Genomic DNA, 17,735 nt, shown 5'->3' with positions numbered 1-17,735 from the left:
CCGATCGGCAAGGGATGATTTTCCGCCGGGACTTGCTGCACCTGCCGGGGCTTGCTGCATCTATAGCTAGCAGGTCTCGCTGAACTTCAGGACCACGACGGCGGTCCGGGCCAGGATGACGAACAGAGCGATCGACCAGCATCGCTCTTCGGAATACCTGCGCCACCGCACGGTCTGTGGTTAGGTCGCGGCAGAGTCGGATGACTGCAGTTAGAGAGCCGAACCAGCTCTACTACCAGCTCTTGACTCTCTCCCGGCCGCGGCGGCCAGTTTGAGCGCTCGCTGCCTTCCTGGTTGAGGTCGAGGGAGGAGCGAGGAAGGGGCGGCCATCATGTCCACTCTCGCGCTTGCCGCACGTCGGCGTTCTTCGGCCAGATGCAGGTCCTGAATAGTGGATTCAGCCGAGGCGAGATCATTTTGCAAATGCGAAGCTTTACCCGTCGTCGCCGCCAAGCAGAACGTTCCCGACACCATGTTGGCGCTCAACAGGAACAGAACCGTCGTGACGAGCTCCAGTGCCGAACTTAGGAATAGCAGTGCGATGGCGCCGTTCGCCAGGAGACCGAACAAGGCGTAAGATTGGCGCCGGGCCAAGATAAGAGGCGGCGCCAACGACAGGCTGATCAGAGCCACGTCGCTGTATGATTGGGGCCAAGCGAACTGCAGATCCATGGTCCTCGACCTCTTGTTTGACGACTGCGCCGCGCGGGCATCCCAGCCGGCCGCTCTTCAGGATATGCGAGACGACCGAGTTCAGTGAAGCGCGGCGGTTGGGAAAGGAGTCCCGTTTACGTGCTGCGCCGTTTTCCCTTGGAGCCAGCCGTTGCAGACGCGGGCCGGCACGCCCTCGAACAACCGATCGAAAACGGCGCGCGCACCCGAAACCGTGTAGATTCCGGAAACAACCTGAGGCCAGTAACTGCAATCCTCATAGCGCACGATGTCCACAACCATTGCCGGGACGGCTGCGATGGAGAAAGCCGCACAAGCTGCAAACCGATGATGCCCCGCAAGGACGATCCACCTGTAATTGTCGCCCCTGCGCAGTCCGATTACCTTCAAGGGATTCCTTCTGTTGAACAGATCAAAGCCGTTCGTGGCAATCGAGGCTATTAAGCGCTGAATGCGTTCCACCTCGAGGTTCAGCTTCTTCGCACCTACTGGGCCGAACGCAGTCAGCCCTTCGGAGAAAGATAACATCTTGCCGTATTGAAGAGCATCGAGCCCCATTGCGGTTTGTCTGCCGCGCAACGTTTCCTCGACCGACTTGTCCGCCCAAGGATATACCCATCCCGCGGCGGGAACGCCTTGCAATCCAGGTGCATCGCCCATAGTGACATCCACCGCCTCGCGGGCGGTGGCCGGCTGAACGGATCCATAGAACTCTTCCAGGATGCTGCGAATCTTGGACGTCGCTTCCAAGCCGGTTTTCGCTGCCAGCGCGGTACGCACAAAGGGGTGGCATGCGGGATGGAATGGTAGCCCCAGGCAGTTCAGCCCCCTGGTATCCTGCAGCCGTATCTCGATTACGGCCGAGCCTCTGATGCGGGGCATGTATTGAAATGTGACCGGATCGATACCGGACCTCACGGTCGAAGACACCTCGGCCGCGCGAGGCACGCGGCGCACTTCGTAGCCAAGCGAGTTGATGATTTCCTTCGAGATGAACCGTAGCAGCTTCATGCTTTGCCTCTGGAATTTCGGTTATGCGCCGATCTGGACCCAACCAGACCGATGTTCGGCACCTGTCCAATATTCGGTGCACTGCAGCAGAACGCGTTCGTTGCCGTCGCGTGTAAGAGTCTGGTCGGCTCTGCCGAGCAAGCGGCAGTTGGCATCGTGGACGAGGGTGACCGCCGCGTTTCGGGCGGAGACGGTTATCTGCCGCCCCAGATCCGATTGCGCGGGTGCTGCAAGCATCAGCGGGTGCGGCTCACGAGCATCGATGCGGAAATCGGTGTAAACTACGGGGAAGCCATTCTCCCGGGTATCCGCGCAATCAACGAACAGTGTCTGAGCGTCGGAGGATGTCGTGGAAATCGCAATCGTGCCGTAAGAGGCTTCAAAGCTCGGAAGAGGAAGGTTTCTGTCCGCGTCCACCAACTGCTGATAGGGGGTGCCGCCAGCGCAACGCTGGTATTTCAGAAGCATGCCCTTATGGCGCCGGTAGCGGACAATCCCGCCTGGCGCGTGGCATATCAGCGAGTCGCGAGTTTGCCCCACGACAGCCGATTGATCGTCGTATGCAAATGCCGCCTTCCGGTGCTCAGGGTAGGGTTGATGGACGACAAACGTTCTGGCGTCTTCGGCCCGTCTGGCGCCAAGCTTTATCAAGGCTTGCATATGCGGGCTGTCCTGGCAGCGCTCATGCGCCGTGACGACTCCGCCGGCGGTCGCCGCGTCCGTAAAGACCATCGCCTGCCTGGCGAAATTGCTCTTGGACCCGGCGCCATGACGCAGCACCCCCTCGATCCAGGCTCCTTCGCGTAGGATGATGGGCACATCCAGCGAATTCTCTGCATACAAGGTGTTGGCGGTAAGCGTCGCCTCCTGGACGTCGAAGGCAACAGCGGTCTGGGCGCTCCCGTTGCAGCGCATGAATACGGTACCCGCATTGACCGCAGTACCATTAACGAAACTCCGCGCGCCGTCCAGCAGGGCAAGCTGGAGAACGTTGATGAAGCTGTCGTCGAAAGTATTCTGTCCTGCGAGCAGTGGGATGGGGCAGCTGTGGATCCATACTCTCGCGAAGGCGGTGCCGGTGAACGGGTCAGGATAAAATTCGTTCGTCGGGGCATCGAAGCGGGGTGTGCCGAACATGCCATAGGTGCCGAACGACAGGATCAGATTGCAGTCCCAAACCGATCCACCGCCGCCTGCCTTTGCACCCGAGATGAGCAGGTGGTTGGATGACGCAAGCAGCGCAAGTCCATCGAAGGAGGACTCGCCTCTGAGTTCGAGTTGCCCACTATAGTGCGAATAGCGGGTTCCGGTCAGGTCGAACAGCACGCGGACAGCGGTGCCAATCGCTGGAAGATTGCCCTGGCGATTGCGGCCGAGCAGCGGCTTGCCGTCCCATCCCAGGCATTCCGTGAAAGCCGCGTATGCCGCGCCTTTGATAACGCGAATAGTCGTGCCGTCGAAATGAGCCCGTGCATGTTCCCGCCCTGGAGAAACCGACCGTCCGACATAATAGGTGCCTTGGCCGAAGCGAACGGTTTTGCCTAAGGCGAAGGCTGCCGCGATTGCATCCGCGCTGTCGAACGATGGATCGTCCGGGCGCGCTCCAAACATCTCAGGTGTTACGGACATCTCCTGGTCCGCGCCACCGGATGCAGCGGGCGAAGCAGCCGAAAGCGCGCCGATCCCGGCGCTCGCCATAGCCAGGAAGGCACGCCGGCTTGCAAGCGATGTCCTATCCGTGCGCATCGTGTTCCAAGCGCCCGATTGCCGGGGACGTGGACGGCATCAGCTGACCAGCTCTTCGGGGTGCCCGAAACGACACCGGTACACGATTGGCGTGGCCGCGCATGCCCGCTATTTCACGCATCGCCAGATCATTTCGCAGGATGCAGCCGAAAAATGTTGCCAGCGCTACCCACTCACCAAGGAACAGATGTCCCGCATCGCCGGAGAGCCAAACCCGGAACAGGGGCAGGATGGGCAACATGGCCACCCATTCGAAGGGCAGCGGGAGCACCCAGCGCTGCGGGTTGCACGTGACCTTGAAGACGAAAGCCACCCAGATACCCGCCACGGCCAAGTAAAAGCTCGCCACGAGGAAGAAAGCAACTAAACCAGCCTGCACCCAGGCACTGAGAAACAGGTTGTGAATGAGACGCCCGTCATGTTCGGTGTAACCGTTTCCCAGCAGCAGGTTGTGTTCGATCATCTGAAGCGCCCAACCGTATTGGGCGACGCGGTTTTCCGTTGATGCGTCTTCGAATGCGAACCGGTCGGATATCATGCCGACCACCGGATTGTCCGTCAGGAAGATCAACACAGTCCCAAGCACAAGCATAATGGCAAGAGCCATCTTCATGACGAGGGCAGCCGTGCTCTCGTCGTGACGAGTGGCGCTTCGCAACAGGCCCGCCAGCAGCATCGACACGCCAGCAACGATGAGCACCGATCGCGTATTCAGCATGAGGATCAGGAACAAGGCGAGTAATGTCAGGCCGACTCCTATCCAGTCGGCGCCGCGCCGGCCATAGCCAATCCGAAAGATCAGGCTCATCACGAAAATGCTCACCGCCACCCCGTTCTTTAAGGCGGCCGCCACAGCCAGGTCTTCGCCGTCGCTGTATGCGTTGAAGACCGCGCGGAAGAAACCATAGACAATGAAATCGAAATCGCCCGTCGTGAGAAAATGTTGCAAAGCGACATACCAGCTCAAGCCCACATCCCTCGCGATGATTTCGATCACTAGAATGAAGAGAGAAATGCCGATACCGGCGCCGGTGCGAAGGGTGCGGCCAGGATCACGCGACTGCACGATAAATGCCGACAGGCATAGAGCGCCCGTTAGGTAGAAGATTTGGCGTGGAGCCATGTTCTGGCCAGGTGAGCCGTACAGCGCCAGCGTCAGCAGGAGCAGATAAACGGCATAGGGAACCAGCCAAGACGCATTCCTGCGCAGCACCGCCACGAAGCCACGACGCATTCCGGCACTGGCCAAGGTTAACATGATCAGTAAGATGATGCCGAGGTAGGCAACCTGGACTGAAAATCCTGCGGTTTTCGCTATTGGCGCCCACTGAACCGACATCAGCGCGATCAGCAGCCCCGCCGGATGAAAGGCTTTCAGAGCGCTCACCTGAAACTCCTGAAACTCTAGTGCGTCCAGCGTCTGTCGACGCTTATGCGGTCATAGATGGCCAAAAGCTCATCGGTGTAGTCATTATAGCTGGGTATTTTCGCTCCGGCCGCGTAAGCGGCATGACTGAGCATTCTCGCCGTTGCGTCATGCTGAAGCTGGCCCATGAAGGCGGCCCATTGCTCCACATTGCCCGCCTCCACATGAAATCCGCTCTCACCGTGGCGTACGAGTTCCGCCGCGACGCTGCTACGCGAGACAAGGACGGGAAGACCAAGCCGCAACGCCTCGGCGACGACCAGCCCGTAGGTTTCGTACCAGCGGCTTGGAAAGACAACGCAGCGTGCCTTGCGCATCCACGAGACCAACTGGTCTGAGTTCAGCCAGCCCAACATAACCGCATCCGGATTGGCGCGCGTAACCGTGTCCCGTGCTTCGCCGTCGCCTGCGAAAGCAATCTTCACGCCGGCGATGCGTGCGGCGGCGGCGGCAATGTCTGCGCCCTTTTCTGGCGAGAGACGACCAATGAAGAGGAAAGTCTCATTATCTTCCGCAGTCACCCGCTCGTCGCTCCGGATTTCGACCGGGTTGGGAAGATAGTGCCATCGTGCCTCAGCCGGGAAATATGGGCGCATCAGGGAAAGCTGCCTGGCGGTGAGATAGATGACGTCCCTCAATCCTCTCGGCATGAGCCCCAGCGTCCGCAATACTGCTTGCCGCGCAACGCGCCAGGCCTTATGGCCCGCGTGGCGCGGATCGCACTGCGTCGTCAGGCATTTGGCGCCGAGCGCCCGTTTTTGGCAGATCGTGCCGGTTTGATAGTTGTAGAAGCCGCCGTTAGGGCAAGCCAGGAAGTATTCATGGAGCGTGAAGACGTGCGGCGTCTTGGATTTGACCACCACCGGACCGATGCTCGGCGACAGGGCCTTTGACCAACCATGCACGTGGACGATCGTGGTGACGGGATCACGTGCATCTATCACCCTTGCCAATGCGCGCGCCGCAGCAAGATTCCACAGGCCGCAGGTGGCGGCATGGAGACGGTCAGGATCTGAGAGAATATCGTGTGAGCCAGTGATTGTGCATTCGATACCCGCTTCATCAAGCCGAGGGTCGGCCGGACCCTGGCCCGCGACAAAGGATACGTCGAGCCCCTGGCGCTTGAGGTTCAGCGCGGATTCCAGCGCGATCTTGGCCTGCCCGCCGTTAACAAAGGCGTGGTCGTTTGCGATCACCACGCTTTTCACAGTCGAGTGTGTCATGGCTGTCGACTTTCGCTCAAGCCGCTCTCGGCGCGGCGGGGCTGGCGACCTTGGATGTGCTGTTCCGTGGCCAAATCGCGACGGCGACGGTCAGGACGCACATCCTGAAGACAGCCGTGGCCAGTATTGCACTGCCGGCTCCAAGCAATCCCCAAAGGGGAACGAGGATCGCGAGCAGGACAATGCATAGCGCAAGCGAGGCGGCCTGATACCTGAAGTAGGCCTTGAACCGGCGGTCCGAATGCATCAGGCTCTGCGGCAGCATCGCGAAGACCTTCACGCTGATCGCAAGGGCAATCAGCATCAGGAGATCGTTTGCCCGTGTGAATTCCACCCCGAAGAGGTTCGCAAGGATCTGCTCGCCCGCGAAGTAGCTCACGGCAATGCTGCCTGCCGATACCAGGACCGCCGCGCCGAAAAGGGCAAGCAACGTGGTTCTGATCGCCTTGGTTTCACCGTCCCGCTTGAGCCTGGCGAAGTAGTTCACCAGCGTCTGCGAGGCAGCGTTGACGACGAGAGTTCCGGCTTGCTGGAAGTACGTCACCACAGTGAGCACGCCCAAGGCTTCCAGCCCAAGCCACCGCTCCACAGCCATCCGTGGCATGCTGACCAGCAGGGAGTTCATGAAATGGCCAACACCGATCGGACCAATTTCCCGTGCGAGCCGGAGTAGCCGCTCCCATTGCCAGGAGGGCCAGCACCACAGGCCGGTGGCTATCCGGCATGCGCGAGGATAGTCGTAGGCCAACGATAACGCCGCCCATACCGTCAACTGGGCAAGGAATGCCACGCCGGTCTCCACACCCAGCGAGAGCAGAGCGACAAAAGCACTGACCGTGAGCAGGCCCCGGATGGCGAGAGAACGCGCGACCTTGTCCATTCGGCCGGCCTGCTGGAACGCACCGTATGAAAGGTTGCTTATGGCCTCGAATGCTTTGGTGATCGAGAAGATCAGCACAATCAGGAAGGTAATATGAGATGCCGAAAGTGCGTATCCTATACCGATCGATGTCAATGCCGCGATGGCCGCGGTGAGTAGCACTAGGCCAGCATATTCCGAAAAGGAAAAGAAGCCATGGACATCGGTTGCCTGGCCGGTTCGGATGCCCATATTCGCCAGCATGAACACCGGTGTAGTGATAGCCATGGCAAGCCCGAATTCACCCACCGCTTCCGGTCCCTTGAAGCGGGCGAGGGCCGAAAGAACGCACATCTGCGTCAGGACATACCAGAGCTGGCCTGCCACCGAATAAGACAGGTTGTAGGCAAGGCCCAGCTCGTCCCTGTTCCGGCCGATGGCGATATGTTTTTCTTTATGCATGTGGATGCCCGAAGGCTGTTTCCGTCTCTCTCATTAAGGAGCGACGCGACGCTGGTTAGCAGGAACTGGGTTCCGGGACCGGCAAGCTGTATGACCGCTTTTTTCGGTGGCATGACGTTTTCCACCAAAGCTGGAACTCCTCCGCGAGGCATGGCTTGCTAGATCAGATGGCAAAGTCCGCGGCAGAAGCACCGTTCAACGGCAGTTCAGGCAGCGCGCGGTTGACGCTACGCGAACTATTAAGTTGCTCGACGATGGACGTCGTACTTGTGCCTCGCCAGTAGGGCACGAAGACCAGCTCGACGCCGTAGAGTTCCAGGTCCTGTTCCGTCATCCTGATCTGATTGAGGTACGATTCCCGAGGCCAGTCGTCGCCGTGGACCATGACCGATGGCCTGAACCTTTCGACCATCGGCTTCAGGTCGAACTCGCCATAGATGACAGCATCCGTCACCCAGCGCATCGATCTGACGATGGCCAGCCTGTCCGCCTCACCAAACACCGGCCGCCGTTTGTACCTCTCGACCATCTCGTCGCTGTTCACGCCTACTACGAGCCGGTCCCCGAACTTGGCCGCCCGGTTGAGCAGTTCGACATGTCCACGATGAAACAGATCGAACACGCCCGAAACGAACACGGTTCTCACTTCGCCCTCCTGCCATTCTCGTTCTTTGCAACCGGGGCCGTTCCATGCAGCCTGGCGGTCGCCGTTCAGTTGGATGCGCCACACCTGTGTTTCAGTAATGTGCCGGCTGTTGCGGCAATACGGCGTCAAGAAGCCGTGTCGTTGCCCGATCGTCCCGGTGCTTGTGAAAGCAGGCCACCACCGAGGACCGGGGCAACGCGTAGCGATCCGCTTCGAAAGTCTCGGCGATGGCGGATTTCAGCTGCTGGTAGTCGGACACGACAGGTCCTGCGAAGAAATCCTCCACCGGTTCGAGGGCGAAGCCGCGCGACCGCCGATACTCTTCAAGATCGGGAAAGGCGAGGATCACCGGCTTGTCGAGAATGAGGTAATCGACATAGACGGACGAGGCGTCCGTGATCAGAAGATCTGCCGCCCCCAACATCTCATAGAGACTGACGCCTCGCTCGCGCAATTCGGGCTCTCGCCAGATTCTTAGGCGATCCGATCGGATTTGGTCCGGAAAGTCGGGTGCCATGGGGTGCACCTTGAGGATGCAGATGCAGTTCTGCTCCTCTAGGAAGGCACAGAATTCAGCGGTGTCCATGTCGCTCATCCCGAAGATGCTCGAATGCGCCACGCCATCAGTCCTTACGATCCCCCTGACGGCTTGACGGAAGGTGGGAAGCCACATGATCAGGCGGGGCTTGGTGTCCTTGTCGCCGATTCCAAGCTGTGTCTTGATCGCATTCGCCCGGCGTGCTGCTCTAACCATTACGTCATTCCGGGGAATGCCAGTCGTCAGGATTTCGGCATCCGGCACTCCGAAACACTTGGCGACCAGTCCCCTGAACATGTCAGAGGTAGCGATCCCGAAGGTCGAGGGCGGGGGCGTTCTGCCAATGAGGTAGCCGATGCGCTTGATCGGCATGCCGTGCCAGACGTTGATGCAAATTTGTGAGCGCGGGGGCTTTGGGCTCAGATAAAGGCCATGCGTGAAGAAGATATACCGAGCCGTCAGATAGTGGAAGAAGCCTCTCACGCTCTTCCTGCTGCACCAATCGATGTTCGGCTCCTGCCTGCGGATTGATGGCGGCACTTCGCCTTCGGCGAGGACCACCACCGAGACGCTCTGCCGGAGAACGAGCTGACGCGCAATCTCGATGGTGCTGTCTTCCAGGTCGGGAAACCCGGCAATGACAGCCTTCGCTTGCTTCGGAAGGTGCCGGTTGAGAAGCGAAATTGCGCTGCGGGCCAATACCACGGCCAGCTGTCCTATGCTTTGTCTGCTGAGTTGGCTCACCGATAGGACCGTCATTGGAATGTACCTAGGTCGGCCTGGGTCGCGGAAACAGCGCGGGCAGTGAAGTCGTGGCTAACATTCAATCTCGCCGCGATCGCATGTCGCCACGCACTCGCGTTGAGTCCGAACTCGCGCTCGAGTTCGTGGATCATGTCCACGTATCGCCGCGACAGCATCCGCTCGGTTTCGGAGTCCCACATCTGCGAATTTCGCTGTGGCTTGGTGTTCATCGTACGATAGAACCGTCGCAGGGTCTCGTAGCCGGCGCCCTTCGGAATAAGCGACCGCACCCGGATATTGACCTGCTGGACCCAGCGGCTTCTTACGACGTAGGAGCCGTTTTCGGTCGGAAAGCCGTATTCTCGGTAAAATTCCGTCGATATGCCTAACACCTGCGCGAGTGATTCCATGAATGCGCGCTTATCGCGAACCATGTTCTCAAACAGGTAGACATGCATCCGCTCGCGACCGCAGCCGGCGCGCCAACGTCGCAGATGCTCCAGATAACTTGCGTTCGTTAGCGCCTGCCTTGCAAGCTCATTGCCCTTGAAAGTGCATGTACCAAGATCAGCGGCTTCCACGAAGTCCCGGAATGACATGGCACCCGGAATCCAGTCCCAGTTCTCCCGGAAATATCCATAGAGCGACTTCAGTTGCGCCACCGGCTCGCGCAGAATGAAGATGAATTGCGGCTGGGAGGGCAAGCGCGGCAGCTCGCGAAGGGCAGTCTGCGAGTACATGTAGCTGGGTGTGGACTCGACGATCACGCGCGCGGATGGGTTGCAATGTTCGAAGAGCATTTCGTAGCCAGCAAGACCGCTTTCCGCCCAGTTTCGCTGCTTGAGGTACATGTGCGTGCCCGGATCGACGAAATAGTAGGTCTCCTTCTGCGTCGAACCCGCGACCTCGGGGTGATCAGTCAGCCAGCGGAACAGGGAACTCGTCCCCGCCTTTGGAGCGCCGACAATGATACAGTTGGGAAGCATGGACGGCTTCCTACGCCCGTTCCCTCGGAAACGTGCCCCGGCGACGGAGGGCAAACCGTCGGGCGGGAATGGCCGCAGCCGCAACGGGCTGGCGGCTAGTGGCAAGTACCCACCGATACAGCGTTTCGATAAGATGATTCATCCGATCGGAGGTGAATTCGGCACGGAATCGCGCTCGCGCGGCTTTGCCGAACTTCTTCAACTCGGCCCGGTCTAGACCGGCTAGGACGCGACCCAGCTCGCCTGGCCGGTTGATATCGACGATCAGGCCATCGAGCCCGTGGCGCACGACTTCCGGCAATGCACCGCGGTTGCTGGCGATGACAGGAACGCCGCTGCGCATTGCTTCGATGGCTGTAAGGCCGAAGGCCTCCCAGCGGGATGGCATCACGAGCGCGTCCATGCGCGGCAGCATCTCAAAAATGTCGGCGCGGGAGAGCCAACCATAGAACTTGACGTTCTTCGGTATTTGAGGGACGGGCAGGGAACCCCCGAGAACCGGTTTGCCCACGACGTGCAACCGTATGTTTTCGCAGCCCGCATGCGCGATTTCCCTGAGCAGGATATCCAGTCCTTTCTGCCTGTCGAGGCGGCCGATAAAGACCAGGTCGAGACAGCTCTCATCCCGGGGCCAGACCTTGGGCTTTGCCCCGTAACCCGCGGCAATTCCGTTCTTTATCGTTCGCATCTTGGATGCCGGTATGTGATACCGTTGGCCGAGCGTATGCTCGGCGTCGGAATTGACGATGATGACGTCAGTCAATGCAGCCAGAATTCGTTCGCACAGACAATAGAACTGCTTCTTGACGGCGCTGACCTCCATTCCGAAGGCCCAGCCGTGGGGACAATAAACGATTCGTGGTCGGGCCGGCCGCAACGCGAGCATCGGTCTGACCACCGCTCCAGCGAAACTGGAATGGAGATGCACGATCGCCGGATCGAGGGTTTTGATTGCCTTCAGCGCGACTGCGCCGAAAACCAGGAGACCCAGAGGTGTGCGTCCACGGCTCGGAAAGGTGATCGTCTGCTTCGGGCTGACAAATGGCAGATACTCGGCACTGCCTTCTGGCACAACGAAGAAGATGTCGTCTGTGCCCTCCGATTTTAGCTGGCAAGCTGCAATCTCGTCGAGATAGGTGCCCACGCCTCCCGCAATCGACTGAGCAATGTGGATCACGCGCATTTCGCACCATCCTTTTTGGTGGCTAAACGCAATTGAAGATATCGATGAGTCGATTCGGAGCAGTTGGGGGCCAGATGCGTTGTTAGTATTCAGATGTCTTCGGTAATAACCGAGCCAACAATCGCAATATCTAACGCTACCGCAGTTGCGGTGAAACTTGAATCTACCACAACAAACTAAAGTTTAGTTTACCGTCAAATGTTTGTCAAGAAATTACTCTGATAAGTTCTCTCGACAACTGAACAGAGACTTTCCGTTCCATCATGGTAAGAAGTATTTGGATTGCTCCTGAACTCTGTACGCTGTCCAGTATTCCAATCTGCTCGGCGAAGGCTCCATCTGAAACGCGCACCGTCTGGCCCGGCCTCAAAATCTCCCTTGGCCGCAGGATGCCGTCCGGACCGGTAGCTGCCATCAATGCTTCCACAAGCCCTATTCGGAATGGCAAAGGTCGGTCGCATGCCGACAACACCTGTTCCACGCCGACCGTTGAGTTGATGCAGCGCCAGCGATCGCGCTCAAGCCGGAGCGCGATGAAGAGGTAACTCGGAAAATAGGCTTCCTTGGCCACCGTCACGCGCCGTGCATGCCGAATGGTGCGGATCCGGCGCGGCAAGAAAGCCCTGAAGCCCTGCCGTTCCAGATGACGCAACGCGTTTTCTTCCGCATGCGGCTGCGTGTGGACGGCGTACCAGCGAGCAGCCTGCCCTTCCGTATTCCTGACTTCTATCGACTCATATGAAAGCTGATGACTAGTAAGCATGACACACCCATATTCATTGGAGGCAGGACGTAGACGCCGCTACACCGGCGGTCACATCGCGACATACGGACCATAGGAGTCGCCATAGCCCGCAGCCTGTTTTTCATTGATCATCGTCATTGCGATCCCGGCCACCTTCGTGCCATTCAATCGGCGCAGCGCGTCTGCCACGGCTTCTCTGGGGGTGCTGTTCCACTTCACGACAAGAGCGACGAGGTCCGCATGCTTTGCCAGCACAGGCGCATCGGCCATCAGGCAGATTGGCGGCGAGTCCACGATCACCAAATCGAATGATCTACGGGCGGAGCCGAGAAAGCGCGCCATGCGGCTCGATCCTAGGAGATCGGACGGATTGAGCGTTCCTTTGCCGGCAGGCAGCACATAAGTGGCCGTGGCATCGTCAAAACGGACCATGCTCGGCAGATGCCGCAGGTCAGTGACCAAGTCGACGAGACCGGGCAAATCGGACATGCAAAAATGTTTCGTCAAGCCGCTGCGCCGCAGATCCGCATCGACAATGAGCACTCGATATCCTGCGGAAGCTGCCGAGATCGCGAGGTTGATGGCGGTGGTTGTCTTGCCTTCACCCGCAACGGCGGAGGTGATCTGAATGACCGGGGCGCGGCCTTGGTCGACATCGTCGAGCAATGCGTGACGCAAGCTTCGGATAGCTTCGCTGTACCCGGATCTCGGTTCCAGCCTGAACAGCGCCGGCTGTGTGGAGTGTTGGCCGCGGATCGCTGGCATCTTCGGCTCGCTGAGCTTCGGGACAGAAGCCAGGATCGGCAGCCCCAGATCTTTTTCCGCTTGGCCCGTCGTGGCGAATCCGGCATTAAGGAGCTCTCGCGCAAGCGCGCCACCGGTGCCCAGGCCGAGACCGACGATTAAGCCAAAGAGAATAATGACCTTTTTCGGAGGATAACTCGGCGTTTCGGAAACCGAGGCCACCGATATGATCCGGACGCCGCTGTCGCTAAAGGTCTTTTCTTCGTCGGCCATCTTGGCACGCGACAGGAACGCTTCGTAAAGGGCCTTGTTGGCATTAGCGATCCGTTCCAGTTCGCGCACCTGGATGGCAATTTGATTGTCTGCCGCGGTCTGGCCGGTCGCCTGTCCAAGCGAGTAGGCCAGTGCAGCTTCGCGCGTCTCCGCCACCTCTAACTCGTTCGCCAAGTTACCGACGATGCGTTTGACCTCGCTCGAGATTTGGAATTCCACATCACGTCGCTCTGCCTGGACCTTGCTGACCTCGGGATGGCGTGCGCCATAGTGCGACACTAGGTCCGCTTCCCGGCGTGTCACTTCGGCGTGTTGCGTGCGCAAGGCTTTGATGACCTCTGAGCCTAGCACCTGCGGAATTGATTCGAGATCGCCACCGGAGGCGAGGAGCTTTTGAGCCTGCTCGAACTGAGCACGCTTCTCTGCGAGCTCAGTGCGCGAGCCAATGAGTTGCAGGTTCAATTCCGAGAGCTGTTGTTCCGTCAACGTGCCGGCTCTGGTCGAGACAAGGTTGTTTTTGGTCTTGAATTCCTCGACCGCATCTTCAGCGTTCTTGAGCTGCGTCTGCAGAGCAGCGATCCGCTCTGTGAGCCATTTCGACGCTCGTCCGGCATGGTGATAGCGAACCTGAAGCTGATCTTCGGCATAGCCCTCGGCTACGGCATTGGCAATCAAGGCTGCCTTTTCGGGATCGCCTGAGGTTACCGCGATGTCGATCACATAAGAACGGCCCTCTCGCCACACCTCGATCATGTCCTGCAATCGGCTCACGGCTCGCGATGACAGGTCGGGAAGGGCCGTGACTGGCTGGTGCTCGATAGGCTCGGTGGTCCCAAACACCTTCAACCAATCAGCGACCCTCGCCCGGATATTGTCCGTGAGCGACGGCTCCTCATCACTAATGAATTCGGGATCGTCCAACAGATGGGCGTCGCGGACGACACGTTCCAGTAGCGTGCTGGAGGTGAGAACAGACACCTGGCTGTCTATAAACGAAGAATCGGACGTCAACGCGCTCGCCGGCGAATCCGTTGAAATCGGACTCGCGCTTGGCTGTTCGAGCAGGAGTTTCGCCGTGCTGGTGAAGGCTGATGAAATATTCGTTGCGACGGCAACCGCGGCTATGGTCAAAGCGGCTGCTACCACCGCAATCAGTTTCCAGCGGCGTCCGTAAAATCTGAGAACTTCTCGCAAATTGAGATTAGCCTCGAGGCTGGTCTCCCGCCGCTGGGTAAGCCCTCTGATCGCGGAAGTGGAACTCTCGAAATATGCCACTTTCCCACCCTTCGCCCAGCCAATCCCAGCAAACCCGTCGGTCAATTCGACTTTGTGTTTCCACGGGCTGTCGGTCTTTCCAACGCGGAGCCGGCGCCGCCTTGCAAGCCGCGACAAGCTTTCAGGGTAACAGACGTGCCTGAACCGGGACACTTCACAAAAAGGCGGGAATATACGCATGAATACTTGGAGGCTTACCCAAAACGGTTTACCAAGTTGGCCTTATTGAGTATCGCCTACCCCCCAAGCCAATCGCCTATTCGTGGCGCACGGATTCCGTCCCATGATGGTGGGCGCAGATATGGCCTGAGTGCTCGAAAACGAAACGAAGGCGACTTGACGTGGAGCGGACGCTGCCCGCTCCAATCACCGGCCTGCCTTGGGTGACCGTGGCCGGCTCATACTTCGCCATCGAGGACGGCGACTCATGGACACCGATCGAGTAGAACATGCCATCGGCTGCTGCTGGCAGGCCCACGGCAACTTTCCGAAACCGATCCGATAGGTGGATTGTAAGAGCTTCGTTCGGTTGACCGGCAGGCTAGATCCGACTTTCATCACGATCCGGTATGCCGCGCACGCAATACAAACGAGATCCTGCCGGCCTCCAAAAATCCTTGCCGACGGCCAGACAGTCACTGCCGACCGGGCGAAGGTTCCGCGCTCACAAGGATCGTCGCATTGCGTCGATGGCGCGCAGTGCGCCGCGCCGTCTTTGCCCAATATCACGCACAAGGTGGTAAGGCTGTCCCCAAAGGTGGTATACTGCAATGACATTCGGATGAAATGATAGATGGAACTTTTTATGTAGTTGTTGGTTTCCAGTTCGATGTGATCGGCGGGGCGATCTGGCTGGGGTTATTCAGAACAAATGAACTTATCAAAGCAGGCGCTTGGATTGGCGAGGGGACCTACCCTTGCTGATGCGAGTTGGGAAAGGGGAATCTCTGTACTGCCGGGGGCTGTGCGCCGCCGCTATCCGGCGAACACGACGATTGCGGATGCGCATCAGGCCAGATCCTTGATCCTGGTTATGACTGCGGGGTGGGCGGCGTTCGGCAAAACGTTGCGGAATGGCTCGCGTCTCATCGTCGATTTTGCGCTCCCTCGCGAAATTGCCTTGATCGAGTTCTCTGGAGAAGGCGGCGAGACGGTAACGGCTCTTTCCGATGTGACCGCGATCGAGTTGACCGGTCCCGCCCATACTTGTTTTTCGCGCTATCCGCAGTCCATTTGCGAGGCCATCCTGCTGGCTGAGGCAAGGCGGCACTCACGAGTTGCGGAACATCTGGCAGGCGTCAGTAGACGGGGACCTGTGGAACGCACGGCCCATCTTCTTCTTGAACTGGGCTGCCGAGCGCATCGATCGGCAACGAGTTATCCGGACCGCTTTGAATGCCCGCTGACCCAGGCCGAGTTGGCCGATGCGTTGGGGCTTTCGGCTGTGCATGTAAGTCGCGTGTTGAAGGATTTGCGAGAAAGCGGACTGGCTTCATTCCGCAATGGTGTGGTCGAGTTGCATGACCATGCGGGACTGATCAAAACGGCCGGATTTGATCGGTCTTACATTTCGAGCTGACATCGAGCGTAATTCTGATCTGAACCGCGCGGCCGGCTCTCCCTCGCGGAGGGAGAGTCTCGGTGATCCCACAGGCATCAACGGGCTTGGTTGCGCATCAGTCTTTAGATCAAGCCCCGATTGTCGCCGCTACCCAGAGCGTAACGGAAATGGCCGGTGCGAGGGCAGCCCTCCGGGGACGTGAGGACCGCACCGGCCATTCCAGCGGGCTTATGCTACGCACCCGCGCCGGTCAATTTACAGGGCCTTTTAGCAAAGACGCAATTAATCCTATTGGTGGTGCCCAGTATTACCGTGTTTGGTCGGGCAGACCGAAGAAGTCCGCGCTCAGTTTTTACTGAACGGTCCTTGAAGCTGGGTTTCGCCTTCCCCTCCGCGGGCACCTATTTAACCAGCCTTGCTGTCGAGACCACTATGCCTTTGCGCCGTTCGGGGGCGGCTTTTGGCGAGGCGAAGCTTTTCAGAACCAGATGGTCCGACGCCATGCTACTCGCTGTCTAGTTCTTTTGACTGTGAACTCAACCAAGTAGTGGAATGGACTGAACGTCATATGACGTCGTAACGTTTTCTTTCGGCGTGGGGCGGTCATATGACGATACAAATAGAAATCAAAGATTTGTTGGAGATTGCGGCGTACCGGCGAACCGTCAGGGAACTCGACTACGCCTATGAGATCGACCTGGCAAATGCTTGCACGGCTGCGCAACGGGAAAAGCTCGAGTACCGACACTACTGGGAAACATTGATATACTATGAACAGATTGCGGAGATAAAAACCCGGCGACTGATCCGGAAGGCGGATCGTCTCGATATGTCGATTGGCTACGCGGACAGCCCAATGTGGAGAAAATCGTCTCAGCTTAACAGCTGGATACTGACGCCACATGGTTGCTTAGAAGTGCAAAATATGATCCGTCAAGAATGCAAAGACCGCCGAGAGCGCGCCGCTACCTGGGCTGCCGTGATCATGGGCCCACTCACCCGGCTAGTATCTGGTTGGCTTGTTGCGCGCGGGCATTAGCCTGGCGGCGCTCCAACGCCGCGCTGTGTCGATGGAATGGCAAGGGCAGCACGTTTCTGACCGACCTACATAACATATGGTGATACCGCGCAGTGGAACATTAGTAGCCGCTAGAGGTTGTTGCTTAGTGGTAGAGTGGCCCTCCATTGCGGCGTCAAGACTCAGTTATGTCTTGCGGCGCGGCGGACCTGATTGGACCGTCTGGCCGGCGCCAATTCAGCAACCTCCCTCTTGAGTGACGCCGGCCTTCTTCCTCCTGCTTAGATCGTCGGCTCGCGCCACGCCGGTTTCGTTGGTTGGGCAGATTCCTAGATCACGACCTCACACCACGAGGCCAGCGCAGCGTTTGCTCCTTCGCTGAATTCCAGCGCGCTCTTTCTACTCCCCGACAACGGACGTCGGCGGGCGTGCCGAGGTTATCGGATCGGCATGACGAAGGACGATCTTCCACCCGCCTTCCTCCCGCCGGAATATGGTGGTGACTCGAAGCGCAATCGGCACCAGTTTGTTGCCACCACCGACCTTGGATTGGAACCGCTCGACCTCGATGATGTATCCCAGGTCGGCCGTCGCATACTCCGAGATGCGATCAAAGCCGATGA

General features: G+C 58.7%; 15 protein-coding genes. 2 read left to right on the top strand and 13 right to left on the bottom strand.

Annotated features, from left to right (window positions below; translation table 11 throughout):
* Nucleotides 1-210: 210 nt before the first annotated feature.
* The 12 genes from NKH03_RS28210 to NKH03_RS28155 all read right to left on the bottom strand — a co-directional run bounded on the left by NKH03_RS28210 (nucleotide 211) and on the right by NKH03_RS28155 (nucleotide 14,578).
* Nucleotides 211-672: a hypothetical protein gene (locus tag NKH03_RS28210; RefSeq protein WP_352972074.1), complete on the bottom strand. Its 462-nt coding sequence runs from the start codon at nucleotides 670-672 to the stop codon at nucleotides 211-213.
* Between the two features lie 81 nt (nucleotides 673-753).
* Nucleotides 754-1,683 carry a ParB N-terminal domain-containing protein gene (locus NKH03_RS28205; protein WP_352972072.1) on the bottom strand — a complete coding sequence of 310 codons (930 nt, stop codon included), beginning with the start codon at nucleotides 1,681-1,683 and terminating at the stop codon, nucleotides 754-756.
* Between the two features lie 21 nt (nucleotides 1,684-1,704).
* Nucleotides 1,705-3,312, bottom strand: a complete 1,608-nt coding sequence (locus tag NKH03_RS28200) for a hypothetical protein (protein WP_352972070.1) — start codon at nucleotides 3,310-3,312, stop codon at nucleotides 1,705-1,707.
* 103 nt (nucleotides 3,313-3,415) lie between these two features.
* Nucleotides 3,416-4,816: an O-antigen ligase family protein gene (locus NKH03_RS28195; protein ID WP_352972067.1), complete on the bottom strand. Its 1,401-nt coding sequence runs from the start codon at nucleotides 4,814-4,816 to the stop codon at nucleotides 3,416-3,418.
* 17 nt (nucleotides 4,817-4,833) lie between these two features.
* The gene (locus NKH03_RS28190) at nucleotides 4,834-6,078 is read right to left on the bottom strand and encodes a glycosyltransferase (protein ID WP_352872954.1); all 1,245 of its coding nucleotides are present in this window, start codon (nucleotides 6,076-6,078) and stop codon (nucleotides 4,834-4,836) included.
* 16 nt (nucleotides 6,079-6,094) lie between these two features.
* A complete protein-coding gene (locus NKH03_RS28185) occupies nucleotides 6,095-7,399 on the bottom strand; it encodes a lipopolysaccharide biosynthesis protein (protein ID WP_352972066.1) in 1,305 nt (434 codons plus the stop codon).
* A 163-nt stretch (nucleotides 7,400-7,562) separates the two neighbouring features.
* Nucleotides 7,563-8,129 (bottom strand): FAD synthase family protein, encoded by a 567-nt coding sequence (locus tag NKH03_RS28180; RefSeq protein ID WP_352972065.1) that lies wholly within the window; start codon nucleotides 8,127-8,129, stop codon nucleotides 7,563-7,565.
* Nucleotides 8,130-8,136: 7 nt separating this feature from the next.
* On the bottom strand, nucleotides 8,137-9,288 hold the full coding sequence (locus NKH03_RS28175) for a CDP-glycerol glycerophosphotransferase family protein (RefSeq protein ID WP_352972063.1): 1,152 nt from the start codon (nucleotides 9,286-9,288) through the stop codon (nucleotides 8,137-8,139).
* A 50-nt stretch (nucleotides 9,289-9,338) separates the two neighbouring features.
* On the bottom strand, nucleotides 9,339-10,313 hold the full coding sequence (locus tag NKH03_RS28170; protein ID WP_352972061.1) for a sulfotransferase family protein: 975 nt from the start codon (nucleotides 10,311-10,313) through the stop codon (nucleotides 9,339-9,341).
* 10 nt (nucleotides 10,314-10,323) lie between these two features.
* Complete coding sequence (locus NKH03_RS28165) at nucleotides 10,324-11,496, bottom strand: glycosyltransferase (protein WP_352872963.1); 1,173 nt, start codon at nucleotides 11,494-11,496, stop codon at nucleotides 10,324-10,326.
* Between the two features lie 205 nt (nucleotides 11,497-11,701).
* On the bottom strand, nucleotides 11,702-12,259 hold the full coding sequence (nusG, locus tag NKH03_RS28160) for a transcription termination/antitermination protein NusG (RefSeq protein WP_352872965.1): 558 nt from the start codon (nucleotides 12,257-12,259) through the stop codon (nucleotides 11,702-11,704).
* Nucleotides 12,260-12,310: 51 nt separating this feature from the next.
* Nucleotides 12,311-14,578: a polysaccharide biosynthesis tyrosine autokinase gene (locus tag NKH03_RS28155; RefSeq protein WP_352872967.1), complete on the bottom strand. Its 2,268-nt coding sequence runs from the start codon at nucleotides 14,576-14,578 to the stop codon at nucleotides 12,311-12,313.
* Between the two features lie 826 nt (nucleotides 14,579-15,404).
* On the opposite strand from NKH03_RS28155, the gene NKH03_RS28150 reads away from it, so the two are divergent.
* Entirely contained in the window at nucleotides 15,405-16,112 is a 708-nt protein-coding gene (locus NKH03_RS28150) for a Crp/Fnr family transcriptional regulator (RefSeq protein WP_352872969.1), read from the top strand.
* Nucleotides 16,113-16,701: 589 nt separating this feature from the next.
* Nucleotides 16,702-17,133, top strand: coding sequence for a hypothetical protein (locus NKH03_RS28145; RefSeq protein ID WP_352972059.1), 432 nt, complete (start codon nucleotides 16,702-16,704; stop codon nucleotides 17,131-17,133).
* A gap of 378 nt (nucleotides 17,134-17,511) precedes the next feature.
* On the opposite strand, the gene NKH03_RS28140 is transcribed toward NKH03_RS28145, so the two are convergent.
* On the bottom strand, nucleotides 17,512-17,735 hold a 224-nt coding region (locus NKH03_RS28140), incomplete at its 5' end, for a Cif family virulence factor (RefSeq protein WP_502913566.1).

The organism is Mesorhizobium sp. M1406 (genome assembly GCF_040317555.1).
In the GTDB taxonomy this organism is placed as follows: domain Bacteria; phylum Pseudomonadota; class Alphaproteobacteria; order Rhizobiales; family Rhizobiaceae; genus Mesorhizobium.
The sequence above is the reverse complement of the archived record's forward strand: the minus strand, read 5'-3'. Positions and strand labels throughout refer to the sequence as shown.

Excerpts from the sequence above, each read along its gene's own strand:
- NKH03_RS28210 (WP_352972074.1), bottom strand. The coding sequence starts at position 672 with ATGGATCTGCAGTTCGCTTGGCCCCAATCATACAGCGACGTGGCTCTG.
- NKH03_RS28205 (WP_352972072.1), bottom strand. The coding sequence starts at position 1,683 with ATGAAGCTGCTACGGTTCATCTCGAAGGAAATCATCAACTCGCTTGGC.
- NKH03_RS28200 (WP_352972070.1), bottom strand. The coding sequence starts at position 3,312 with ATGTCCGTAACACCTGAGATGTTTGGAGCGCGCCCGGACGATCCATCG.
- NKH03_RS28190 (WP_352872954.1), bottom strand. The coding sequence starts at position 6,078 with ATGACACACTCGACTGTGAAAAGCGTGGTGATCGCAAACGACCACGCC.
- NKH03_RS28185 (WP_352972066.1), bottom strand. The coding sequence starts at position 7,399 with ATGCATAAAGAAAAACATATCGCCATCGGCCGGAACAGGGACGAGCTG.
- NKH03_RS28170 (WP_352972061.1), bottom strand. The coding sequence starts at position 10,313 with ATGCTTCCCAACTGTATCATTGTCGGCGCTCCAAAGGCGGGGACGAGT.
- NKH03_RS28165 (WP_352872963.1), bottom strand. The coding sequence starts at position 11,496 with ATGCGCGTGATCCACATTGCTCAGTCGATTGCGGGAGGCGTGGGCACC.
- nusG (WP_352872965.1), bottom strand. The coding sequence starts at position 12,259 with ATGCTTACTAGTCATCAGCTTTCATATGAGTCGATAGAAGTCAGGAAT.
- NKH03_RS28150 (WP_352872969.1), top strand. The coding sequence starts at position 15,405 with ATGAACTTATCAAAGCAGGCGCTTGGATTGGCGAGGGGACCTACCCTT.
- NKH03_RS28145 (WP_352972059.1), top strand. The coding sequence starts at position 16,702 with ATGACGATACAAATAGAAATCAAAGATTTGTTGGAGATTGCGGCGTAC.